4 protein-coding genes and 1 pseudogene are annotated in these 12339 nt (G+C 68.2%); 2 read left to right on the top strand and 3 right to left on the bottom strand.

The genetic code is table 11. The annotated features are described in order from the left end of the window. Positions 1–4: 4 nt before the first annotated feature. Entirely contained in the window at positions 5–694 is a 690-nt protein-coding gene (locus AL072_RS24965) for a response regulator (protein WP_045584046.1), read from the bottom strand. A gap of 507 nt (positions 695–1201) precedes the next feature. On the opposite strand from AL072_RS24965, the gene AL072_RS24960 reads away from it, so the two are divergent. Continuing rightward, a complete protein-coding gene (locus tag AL072_RS24960; RefSeq protein ID WP_060721745.1) occupies positions 1202–9241 on the top strand; it encodes a beta strand repeat-containing protein in 8040 nt (2679 codons plus the stop codon). Between the two features lie 21 nt (positions 9242–9262). Next, positions 9263–11170: a ShlB/FhaC/HecB family hemolysin secretion/activation protein gene (locus AL072_RS24955; RefSeq protein WP_052710150.1), complete on the top strand. Its 1908-nt coding sequence runs from the start codon at positions 9263–9265 to the stop codon at positions 11168–11170. A 54-nt stretch (positions 11171–11224) separates the two neighbouring features. Here the strand turns inward: AL072_RS24955 and AL072_RS33770 are convergent. Both AL072_RS33770 and AL072_RS24950 read right to left on the bottom strand, forming a co-directional pair. Further along, positions 11225–11467 (bottom strand): annotated as a pseudogene (locus AL072_RS33770) (ISKra4-like element ISAzba1 family transposase); the annotation flags it as partial. Between the two features lie 105 nt (positions 11468–11572). Further along, complete coding sequence (locus AL072_RS24950) at positions 11573–12316, bottom strand: recombinase family protein (protein ID WP_245636972.1); 744 nt, start codon at positions 12314–12316, stop codon at positions 11573–11575. Between the last annotated feature and the right edge of the window lie 23 nt (positions 12317–12339).

The following is a 12339-nucleotide window of genomic DNA, read 5'->3' as shown; positions in this document are numbered from 1 at the left end:
GGTTTCACTCTCCAAGCCGGATCAGCTTGCGCCCGATCGCCTCATAGACCGCCTCCGACCGCGAGTTCACCTCCAGCTTGCGGTAGATGTTCTTGATGTAGGACGGCACCGTCTGCCGCGACAGGCCCAGGCGGTCGGCGATGTCGTTGTAGGTGAAGCCCTTCGCGATCCCCCACAGGATGTCGGTCTCGCGCGGGGTCAGCAGCGGCGCCGGCTTGCGGTCCTTGAACGAGCCGTCCTGGACCCGCCTTATGATGTAGCGGGCGATGGAGGCGGAGATGGGCGAACGCCCTTCGATCAGGCCATGGACCGCCTCCACCATGTCCACCGGCTCGGAATCCTTGAGGATGTAGCCGGACGCTCCGGCACGGATCGCCGTCACCACGCTGTCCTCGTCGCCCAGCACCGAGATCACCATGATCTCGGTGGCCGGATACCGGTCGCGAACCTCGCGGATCAGGTCGGTGCCGTGGCCGTCCGGCAATTGCAGGTCGGTGATCAGAACGGTGGGGAGGAAGCGTTCGCAGGCGGCCCGCGCCACCTCCAGCGTGTCGGCCGTGGCCAGAAGCGCGATGCCGTCGCAGGCGGTCAGGGTTTCCGCCAGATGATCGCGCGTCGGCGGATCGTCCTCCACCAGAACGACCGTGAGTTGATGGGAACCGGAAAGCGGTCGGTCGTCCGGGCGCGATGACATGAATTCCCTGCTGTCCTCGAACGGCATGGCTCGGACCGGCTGCCGCCGCCCTCATGCACGGGATGAACATACCAATCGACGATAATCGGCGTTTTCCGGGCCAACAACCCCTTATCGGTGAGCGTCCCTCCCCTTCCCCCATATTCATGGGGATGCTCCGCCGCACCCATGAACATGGGGTGCCTCACCGTCGAGCCCCCCCGTATGGTCCGCAACATTGGGTGTTCCGCAGCGACGCGCTGCAACTCCTCCTGGTCGTTCCACATTGTCAGGACGATCCAGCCGGGAATGCAGCCGGTACGGCTGCGCCACCAAGCGGAACGACAGGGGTGCGTTGTGAGCGCGATGACGTGTCTTGCCAAGACTGCTCGTATTGCGAAGCCGGCGGCAGTCCACGGTGCCGCGCCTGGCCGGGGATCGTCCGGAACACCATGGCACCCGGCGCCTCGGTGTTCCGGACGATCCCTGGCCAGGCTGTCGCTGTGGCTGATCACCAGTGTCGCCCTGATGGAAAGCGCCATCGCACCGGCCACGGCCCAGACCCTGCCGGCCGGCCCGTCGGTCGCCGCAGGCGCGGTGTCCATCGCCACCCCGTCGGGCACCAGCGTCATCATCGACCAGACCTCCCGGAACGCCGTCATCAACTGGAACAGCTTCTCCATCGGGGCGGGGAACAGCGTCGCCATCAACAATGGCGGCGGCGCCACGCTGAACCGCGTCACCGGCAACATCCCTTCGCGCATCGACGGTTCGCTGACCGCGACCGGCTCGGTCTATCTGGTCAACCCGGCCGGGGTGGCGGTGGGGCCGGGCGGAAAGGTGCTCACCGGCGGATCCTTCACCGCCTCCACCCTCGACATTCCGGACGAGGCCTTCCTGAACGGCGGCGACAAGAGCTTCTCCGGCACGTCCAAGGCGACGGTGACCAACGCCGGGTCGATCGGTTCGCTGGGCGGCGACGTGGCGCTGATCGCGCGGGAAGTGACCAACACCGGCACCCTGACCGCCCCCAACGGCACGGTGGGCCTCGCCGCCGGCTACGAGGTGCTGGTGAAGGATAGCGCGGTCGAGGGCGGCAAGTTCCAGGTCAAGGTCGGCGGGAGCGACACCGCGGCCAAGACCTCCGGGCGGATCGCCGCGGCGACGGCGGAGATCCGCGCCAACGGCGGCAACGTCTATGCGCTGGCCGGGAACACCGGCGGCGTGATCGCCGCCACCGGCACCGCCAGCAGCGGGGGACGCATCTTCCTGACCGCCGGCGGCGGCGGCACGGTGGAGGCGGGCGGCACCCTCGCCGCGACCCGGACGACGGAAACCGGCGCGGTCGAGGGCGGCGACATCCGGGTCTCCGGCGGCAAGGCCACGGTCACCGGCACGCTGTCGGCCAGGGGGTCGGCGGAAAAAGGCAAGGGGGGAAAGAACACTGCGGGCAAGGGCGGCACGGTGGCGGTGGCCGGCTCGTCGGTGACCGTGACCGGCACGGCCACGGTGGACGTCTCCGGCAGCCGCGGCGGCGCCATTGCGGTGGGCGGCGACTATCAGGGCGGCAAGGACGCCGCCCGCAAGACGCTGAAGGAGACTGTGGCGAATGCCAGGACGACCACCGTCGCCGCCGGGGCGCGGCTGTCCGCCGACGGCGATGGCGGCGATGGCGGCAGCGTGGTGGTGTGGTCGGACGAGCATACCGACTTCGCCGGTGCGATCACGGCGCGGGGGGCCGGTGCGGACGGCAAGGGCGGTGATGCCGAGGTGTCGGGCAAGGCAACCCTGTCCTTCCGCGGCACCGCGGACCTGACCGCGGCGGCGGGCGCGTTCGGCACGCTGCTGCTCGACCCCTACAACGTGACGATCTCCGCGGCATCAGACAGCAATATCTCCGGCATGTACACCGCCAACGGCGACGACAGCGTGCTCAACGTTGCCACCCTGAACGACGCCCTGACATGGGCCAACGTCACGGTGTCCACCGGGTCGGGTGGCAGCCAGGACGGCACCATCACCGTGGCGGCACCCGTGACATGGTCCACCGCCGCCTCTTTGACGCTGGACGCGGCCGGCGACATCGTCATCAACGCCCCGATCACCGCGACGGGAGACGGTGCCGGGCTGAACCTGCAACATGGCGTGGGCCGGGGCTATACGATCGCAAGCAATGCGTCGGTCACGATGTCGGGCTCCAGCCCCACGTTGCGGATCGGCCCGGCGGGAACGTTCCAGTACTACCAGACGATCTCCAGCATGGCGGATCTGGCCTCCATCGACAGCACCGGGACGACGGGGCGTTACGCGCTGGTCAAGAACCTGGACGCGGCGGGAACCACCTACACCAACGCGTTGGTATCCCAAAGCTTCTCCGGCACCTTCGCCGGGCTGGGCAACACCATCTCCAACCTGACGGTCAGAGCCCCCGAGACGGACAATGTCGGTCTGTTCGCGACGATCGGCAGCGGCGGCATCGTCAGGGATCTCACCCTGACCGGCGCCACCCTGAGCGGCAAAGGCTCTGTCGGCGTTCTGGCCGGCAGCAACGCCGGCACCGTCACCCGAACCCACGTCACCGGGAGCGTGACCGGGAGCGTGACCGGGGCCGCCGGCAAAGTCGGCGGTCTGGTCGGCCACAACACCGGGACCATCGGCCAGTCCTATGCCACGGTGGCTGTGACGGGATCTGGTAGCAACATCGGCGGTCTGGTCGGCCACAACACCGGGACCATCAGCCAATCCTATGTCACGGGCAGCGTGACGGGCGGCAGCGGCTCGACCGGCGGTTTTGTCGGTGTCAACAATGTGTACGGCTCCATTACGGACTCCTACACCACGGCAAGCGTCACCCAAGGCTCGTCCGTCGGCGGTTTTGCCGGGTCGAACGGCGGCGCAGCCACGATTGAGCGATCCTACGCCACGGGATCGATATTGGGGCAGGGGAGATACTACACGGGTGGATTCGTCGGCAGTAAATCTGGCGGCACGATCTCCTCCTCCTATTGGGACAAGGGCACGACAGGCCAGGACGGCAGCAATGGCCCGAGCAGTGGCGTGGGCACTGGCTTGACCACAACGGACGCCTTTTCCTCCGCGTCCTATTCCGGCTTCGACTTCACCAACACCTGGTATATGGTCGATGGGTATACGCGGCCATTCCTGCGGTCCGAATACTCCACCATCATCGGCAACACCCATCAGCTTCAATTGATGGGGATGGACCCGTCCGCCGCCTACACGCTGGCCACCGACATCGACGCCCGGGACACCGGCGCCAGCAGCGCCGCCGGTATGTGGCGCATCAGCGGAAACCAGAGCGGTTTCGCACCGGTGGGGGATTCCCAGCAGCCCTTCACCGGCTCGCTCGACGGCGGCGGCCATGTCATCCGGGGGCTGACCTTCGCCTCCACGGATACGGGCGCGAAGCTGGGGCTGTTCGGTGTCGTCGGCACGGCGGGCAGCATCCGCGACATCGGCCTGACCGATGTCACTATCACCGGCACCGGGGCGCAGGCCGGCAGCCTTGTCAGCGAGAACAACGGCACCATCGTCAACGCCTATGCGACGGGAACCGTGACGGGAGGGGGCGGGGTCGGCGGTCTGGTTGGCAGCAACGCCGGTACCATCGGCCAGTCCTATGCCACGACGGCTGTGACGGGATCTGGTGGCAACGTCGGCGGTCTGGCTGGCACCAACACCGGGACCATCAGCCAATCCTATGTCACGGGCAGCGTGACGGGCGGCGGTGGCTCGACCGGCGGTTTTGTCGGTCTCAACAATTTGAGCGGCTCCATTACGGATTCCTACACCACGGCAAGCGTCACCCAAGGCACGTTCGTCGGCGGTTTTGTCGGGATGAACGACGGCAGTGCCACCATTGCGCGATCCTACGCCACGGGATCGATATTGGGGCGGGGGACTGCCTACACGGGTGGATTCCTCGGCGTTGCGGCCGGCGGCATCGTCTCCTCCTCCTATTGGGACAAGGGCACGACAGGCCAGGACAGCACCGAAGGCATGGTCACTGGCTTGGCCACAACGGACGCCTTTTCCTCCGCGTCCTATACCAGCTTCGACTTCAACAACACCTGGTATATGGTCGACGGGCAAACCCGGCCCTTCCTGCGCTCGGAACACGCGACATCCATCGTCAACGCCCATCAGCTTCAATTGATGGCGCTGGATCTGTCCGCCGCCTACACGCTGTCCGCCGACGTGGACGCCAGGGAGACCGGCGGCAGCAACGCGGCCGGCATGTGGAGCCTCAGCGGGATCAAGTACGGGTTCGTGCCGGTCGGAGGCAGCTCGACCCCGTTCACCGGCTCGCTCGACGGCCAGGGCCATGTCATCCAGGGGCTGACGATCAAGCCGGAAGATTACTCCGGGATGAACCAGGGGCTGTTCGGCGTCATCGGCACCGCCGGCGGCGTCAGGAAACTCGGCCTGACCGACGTCGCGATCAGCGGCGCCGGCTATACCGTCGGCGGCGTTGCCGGCGAAAACCGGGGTTCCATCACCAACGTCTACGTCACCGGCAGCGTCCAAGGATCTTACGTGGGCGGCCTCGTCGGCAAGAACACCGGCACCATCACCGGCTCCTACGCCACGGCGACGGTATCGCAGCCCGCGATCGGCGGCGACCAGGTCGGCGGTCTGGTCAACGAAAATACCGGCACCATTACCCAGTCCTATGCCACGGGTGACGTGACGGGGCGCAGCTCCGTCGGCGGCTTCGTCGCCGTTAACTCCGGCACCATCACCCAATCCTATGCGACCGGGGCGGTGACGGCTGCCAACGGCACAAATACCGGCGGTTTTGCCGGCTCGAACACGAACACCGGCAGCATTTCCCAATCCTATGCAATCGGCGGCGCCGTATCCGGCGATAATACGGTCGGTGGCTTCATCGGCCAGAACAATGGCGCCATCAGTCAATCCTATGCGGCAAAAGCCGTGTCGGGATCGTTGTCGGTCGGCGGATTCTTCGGCTTCCAGGGCGACGGTACCCCCATCACATCATCCTATTTCGACACCACCGTCGCGGGGACGACCGAGCACGCCGGCACCGCATCCACGGTGACGGGAATGACCGGCCTGACGACGGCGGAGTTCCAGGACACGGCGTCGTTCATGGCGGGGGCCTCCGGCTGGGATTTCGACAGCGTTTGGGCGCCGCCCAGCAGCGGCTATTATCCCGTTCTCTACACCATGGCGCCCGTGACCCGGGTCAAGGCCCTGTCGGCCGACACGGTCTATGGCAGCGGTTCGGGCACGGTGACCGCGATTGGCACGCAGAGCAGCCTCAGCAGCTACATCTTCGGCAAGGCCGGCGACAGCCTGACCCTGGTCGGAGCCACGATCGCCACCGACCCGACCGCCGCCGTTTCGGCAACGCCGACCACCGCCAGCCTGCCCGCCTCCAACGCGACGGTCACCAGCGCCAAGGGCACGGACTATCGCGTGTTCTATTACGGCAACGCCGCGCTGACCGTGACTCCGGCGGCGCTGACGGTCACCGCCGACGCCGCCACCAAGACCTACGGCGATACGGCGAGCCTGAGCGGCTATACGGTCACGGGCCTGAAGAACAGCGACAGCGTCACCGGGGTCTCCCTGTCCAGCACCGGAGCGGCGGCGACCGCCGGGGTCGGCAGCTACAGCATTGCGGCGTCGTCGGCCCAGGGCAGCGGGCTGTCCAACTACACGGTGAGCTACACCGGCGGCACGTTGACGGTGAACCCGGCGGCATTGACCGTCGCCGCCGACGACGTGACCAAGACCTACGGTGATACGGCTACTCTGAGCAGCTACACGGTCACGGGCCTGAAGAACAGCGACAGCGTGACCGGGGTCTCCCTGGCCGCCAGCGGTGGCACGGCGGCGACCGACGGGGTTGGCAGCTATGGCATCACGGCGTCGTCGGCCCAGGGCAGCGGGCTGTCCAACTACACGGTGAGCTACACCGGCGGCACGCTGACGGTGAATCCGGCAACGCTGACCGTCACCGCCGACGACGTGACCAAGACCTACGGCGATACGGCGAGCGTGAGCGGCTATGCGGTCACGGGCCTGAAGAACAGCGACAGCGTGACCGGGGTGACCTTGGCCGCCAGCGGTGGCACGGCGGCGACCGATGGGGTCGGCAGCTACGCCATCACCGCCTCGTCGGCCCTGGGCAGCGGCCTGTCGAACTACACCATCGCCTATGCCGACGGCACGCTGACGGTCGATCCCGCCGCGCTGACGGTCAGCGCCGACGCCGCGCGCAAGACCTACGGCGACAGCGCCACGCTGAGCGGTTACACGGCCACCGGCCTGAAGAACAGCGACAGCGTGACCGGGGTCTCCCTGGCCAGCACGGGCGCCGCGGCAACCGCCGGGGTCGGCAGCTACGCCATCACCGCCTCGTCGGCCCTGGGCAGCGGTCTGTCGAACTACACCATCACCTATGCCGACGGCACGCTGACGGTCGATCCCGCCGCGCTGACGGTCAGCGCCGACGCCGCGCGCAAGACCTACGGCGACACCGCCTCGCTGAGCGGTTACACGGCCACCGGCCTGAAGAACAGCGACAGCGTGACCGGGGTTTCCCTGGCCAGCACGGGCGCCGCGGCAACCGCCGGGGTCGGCAGCTACGCCATCACCGCCTCGTCGGCCCTGGGCAGCGGCCTGTCGAACTACACCATCACCTATGCCGATGGTACGCTGACGGTCGATCCCGCCGCGCTGACGGTCACCGCCGACGCCGCGCGTAAGACCTACGGCGACACCGCCTCGCTGAGCGGCTTCACCGCCACCGGGCTGAAGAACAGCGACAGCGTGACCGGGGTGACCCTGGCCGCCAGCGGAGGCACGGCGGCGACCGATGGGGTCGGCAGCTACGCCATCACCGCCTCGTCGGCCCTGGGCAGCGGCCTGTCGAACTACACCATCACCTATGCCGATGGTACGCTGACGATCGATCCCGCCGCGCTGACGGTCACCGCCGACGCCGCGCGCAAGACCTACGGCGACACCGCCTCGCTGAGCGGTTACACGGCCACGGGCCTGAAGAACAGCGACAGCGTGACCGGGGTTTCCCTGACCAGCACCGGCACGGCGGCCACCGCCGGGGTCGGCAGCTATGGCATCTCGGCCTCGTCGGCCCTGGGCAGCGGCCTGTCGAACTACACCATCACCTATGCCGACGGCACGCTGACGGTCGATCCCGCCGCGCTGACGGTCACCGCCGATGCGGCGCGCAAGACCTACGGCGACAGCGCCACGCTGAGCGGTTACACGGCCACCGGCCTGAAGAACAGCGACAGCGTGACCGGGGTTTCCCTGGCCAGCACGGGCGCCGCGGCAACCGCCGGGGTCGGCAGCTATGCCATCGCCGCCTCGTCGGCCCTGGGCAGCGGCCTCTCGAACTATACCATCACCTATGCCGACGGCACCCTGACGGTCGATCCCGCCGCGCTGACGGTCAGCGCCGACGCAGCGCGCAAGACCTACGGCGACGCCGCGACGCTGACCGGCTTCACTGCCACCGGGCTGAAGAACAGCGACAGCGTGACCGGGGTTTCCCTGACCAGCACCGGCACGGCGGCCACCGCCGGGGTCGGCAGCTATGGCATCTCGGCCTCGTCGGCCCAGGGCAGTGGCCTGTCGAACTACACCATCGCCTATGCGGACGGCACGCTGACGGTCGATCCCGCCGCGCTGACGGTCACCGCCGACGCCGCGCGCAAGACCTACGGCGACAGCGCTACGCTGAGCGGTTACACGGCCACCGGCCTGAAGAACAGCGACAGCGTGACCGGGGTCTCCCTGGCCAGCACGGGCGCCGCGGCAACCGCCGGGGTCGGCAGCTATGGCATCTCGGCCTCGTCGGCCCAAGGCAGCGGGCTGTCCAACTACACCATCACCTATGCCGACGGCACCCTGACGGTGACCTCCCGTCCGATCCTGGTGACGGCGGACAGCCTCAGCCGTCCCGCCGGGACGGGTAACCCGGCCTTGACCTACAGCGTCGGCGGACAGGGGCTGGTCAACGGCGACACGCTCAGCGGGGGCCTGAGCACAGCCGCCGGCACAGCCTCGCCGGCCGGTTCCTACACCATCGAGCGGGGCATGCTGGTGGCCTCTCCCAACTACAGCCTCACCTTCATGCCCGGGGTGCTGACGGTGACCGCCACCGGGGAAACGGTGACGCCGCAGCCCTCCACCCCGGACAGCCGCGACCCATCGGGGCCGGTGCAGGCGGAGGAGCTGACGCAGCTTCTCGCCACTGCGGCCCTGCCGCGAAATCTGGTGGTGGTAACGGCTTCGCAGACGACGCAGCCCTTCCGGGACGACGGTGCTCCGGTGTCCTTCCCGACCGCCGGTCCTCAGGCGGCATCCGGCGATGCGAGCGCCGCCGCCGACGGCACGTCCGGAGACTCCTCGGGCGGCTCCGGCCCCCAGGATGCCACCGGCGGTGCCGCGGCCTGCATCGGCGGTGCCGCGGCCAGCAGCGGCTGCACGTCGGCCCCCCATCCGGAGAACACACGGTTCGGCCGGTTCCTCCGCTTCTCCATGCCCTGACGAACGGAATGATTCCGGCCCATGATCGTCTCACGCTCCACCGCCACCCGCCCGATCTCCCGCCGCGCCGCAGCGGCGTTGGCCCGGCTGGCCGGACCCTCACGATGGCTCGCCGCTCCGGCAACCCTGCTCGTCCTGCTGCAAGCGCTGTCTCCTGACGCGGCGGTGGCGCAGGCGCCGGTACCGGTGGAGCGCAACCTGCCGCCGGCGGTCGCGGGCGCGGGCGGCGGCCTGCGCACTGGCGGCGACCCGGCAGCCGATGCCGACGACACCCCGCTCGGCGTCGACCTCAAGGGCATCCGGCTCATCGGGCTGACCGATCCGGTGATGCCCGATCCTCCGGCGGGCATCACGTCATCGGGGGTGGAGGGGCTGGACCGGCAGCGCATTGTCGACGCGCTCGGCCCGCTCCTCGGCCAGCCCCTCTCGCGCAGGCGGTTGGCGGAGGCCCAGGCGGCCCTGGCCAAAGCCTATCGCGAGACCGGGCGGCCCTTCGTCTCGATCACCGCCCCGCCCCAGGAGATCACCGCGGGCGTGCTGCAGCTCCGCGTCCTGCCCTTCCGGACAGGCAAAGTCCGCGTCCTGGAGGCGGACGGCACCGCGGCCGGCGACGGTCTTGCCGCCACCATCCGCGCGCCGGTCGGCGGGCTGATCGAGGCCGAGCGCATTTCCGAGGACCTCGACTGGCTGAACCGCTTCCCCTACCGCCAGCTCAACGGGGTGTTCGAGCCTGGATCCGATCCGGGCTCCAGCGACCTGACGCTGGAGATCACCCGCCGCCGGCCGTGGCAAGCCTTCGCCGGTGTGTCCAACACCGGCAGCTTGCGCAGCCGGAGCCTCGACCGCGTCTTCATCGGCTTCGCTGCGGGGATCGAGACACTCAACGACCTGACCCTGTCGTATCAATTGACCGGCAGCCGCGATACGGTATCCGCCCCCGGTCTCCTGGCCCTGTCGGGAAACAGCCGCCCGTCCTACGCCAGCCATGCCGGGCGCATCATCATCCCGACCTTTGCACGGCAGGCGCTGAGCCTGACCCCCAGCTTCGTCGGCACCTCCCAAGACAGCGACGACGGGCTTCTCACCATCCGCAACACCACCGTCGAACTGCCGGTCCTATACCGCTCGGCGATATCCAACATCGACGGGAACCTTGCCGGATGGGGTGACCTCTACGGCGGCGTGACGCCGAAGTGGCTGTCGCGCAAGGTGCTGAGCCAGGGATCCCGGCTTGCCAGCGGGTCCGCCGGGGTGTTCGACCTGACGGCCGGTTGGGGCGGCTCCTGGTCCCAGGCCGGCGGCGGGTCGACCGCCATCGACCTCCGCGCCGTGGTCAACCGGGCCGGTATGGTGCCCGGCAACAGCCGTGCGGCATGGAACAGTTTTTCCAACGGCCGCGTCGAGGACGCCGATTACGCCTATCTCTACGGGGTGTTCAGCCGGACGACCCCCTTGACCGGCGTGCCGTGGCTGGGTGATGTCTCTTGGAACACCGAGATCACGGGCCAGATGGTGGACAAGGCGCTGCCGGAAACCGAGCAGCTTGCCATCGGCGGACTGTACGCCACCCGCGGCTACACGCTGAACGACGGCAGCGTCGATACCGGTTTCGTGCTGCGCAACGAAGTGCGGGTGCCGCCGTTCTCCGCCCTGGGCCATCTCGGCGATACCGGGATCGGCCCGCTGGAGGACGCAGTTTCGCCCTTTGCGTTTCTCGATGTCGGCCATGGCCATAACTACAATGTCGGTACCCTTCGGAGCATCGGCGAACGGGCCGATACCACGCTGGTGGGGCTGGGGGCCGGCGTCGATTACACGCTCGGGCAGACCCTGCAGGCCGGCATGAATGTCGGCATGGCGCTGACCGATGGGCCGGAAACCAGCCGCGGCACCCTGACCGCTCAGGCCAGGATACTGGTTTCCTTTTGACGGACCCGTTCCGTCCCGCGTTTCCTCTGGAGACCGTCGCAAACCTGGGGGCCTTCACACCGCGGGGCGGAAGGGGCGGCGGGCGTATGGCTCGGCGGCGGCGTGATCCGCTGCGAACGTCCCGTTCATCACTGCGATGCGAACCTTCGGCATGCGGTGAGCGCCACGCGGCGACCAGCGCATCTGATGATTGGCGCCCATGCGCCGGTGCAGCAGTCGCTGGACCGTGCTTTCGGTCGTCGCCGTGGAGATGGGATCGCCCCGGCCTCGGGCGGCAGCATAGTCAATGATCAGGTTGGGCGACGGTAACGATTCCTTCCACGAATTCACACATCGGCCCGGCCGGACCGAAAATGCGCCTGCCAAGCCCATGGCGGTGGCGGTGGCGGTGGCGGCAAGCCTTTACGGCATTGGGCTTTCCAGCAGCCGGCACCCCGGTTCTTTGAGCGTGCCGTCGGCGTGGAGATAGTGGTAAAGCGTGCTGGTGGGAATGCCGCCCATTTCGCGGCAGATCTGGGGGATGCTGCGGGTTCGATCGGCCATGAGGTGCTGGGCGTAGCGCAGGCGCTCGACCGTCATGATGCGTGGTCGCCCGCCCTGGCGCCCACGGGCGCGAGCCGCGATCAAGCCTTCCTGGACCCGTTGCCGGATTAGGTTGCGTTCCATTTCCGCGAAGGCGGCCTGGATCTGCAGGAACGCACGGCCGGCCGGGCTGGTGGTGTCCATCGGCGTGTTCAGCGCTCGGAAAGCGATGCCCTTCTTCTCCAGGTCCTCAATCAGCCCGATCAGGTCGCGCGCCCGGCGGCCGAGCCGATCGAGGTCGAGCACAACCAGCACATCGCCGGGGCGCAGGTAGTCCAGGCAGGCGGCGAGGCCGGGACGCTCGGCATGGAAGCCGCTCATCCGATCCTCGAAAATCCGCGCGCAGGGGATCGCCTGCAGGGCATCGCGTTGGCGGTCCAGAACTTGACGATCCTCTCGCGTCGAAACCCGGGCATACCCAATTGCCGCCATGGCGCCCTCCATCTGCCGATCATAGCGTCTGGCACGGTACTGCCGCTCCTCCCGATAACCTTTGCCGAGGGCAGGGTTTTCGGCAATGGATTTCTCCGGCTTTTTCGTGAAGCGGAGGGGCGCGGTCGGCATCGAAAGAACTCTTTGTCGTGAGT

Source organism: Azospirillum thiophilum (genome assembly GCF_001305595.1).
Classification (GTDB): Bacteria; Pseudomonadota; Alphaproteobacteria; order Azospirillales; family Azospirillaceae; genus Azospirillum; species Azospirillum thiophilum.
Note: the sequence above shows the minus strand (reverse complement) of the source record. Positions and strands in the feature narration are given on the sequence as shown.

Coding starts and splice junctions, on each gene's coding strand:
- AL072_RS24950 (WP_245636972.1), bottom strand. CDS start 12,316: ATGCCGACCGCGCCCCTCCGCTTCACGAAAAAGCCGGAGAAATCCATT.
- AL072_RS24960 (WP_060721745.1), top strand. CDS start 1,202: ATGGAAAGCGCCATCGCACCGGCCACGGCCCAGACCCTGCCGGCCGGC.
- AL072_RS24965 (WP_045584046.1), bottom strand. CDS start 694: ATGTCATCGCGCCCGGACGACCGACCGCTTTCCGGTTCCCATCAACTC.
- AL072_RS24955 (WP_052710150.1), top strand. CDS start 9,263: ATGATCGTCTCACGCTCCACCGCCACCCGCCCGATCTCCCGCCGCGCC.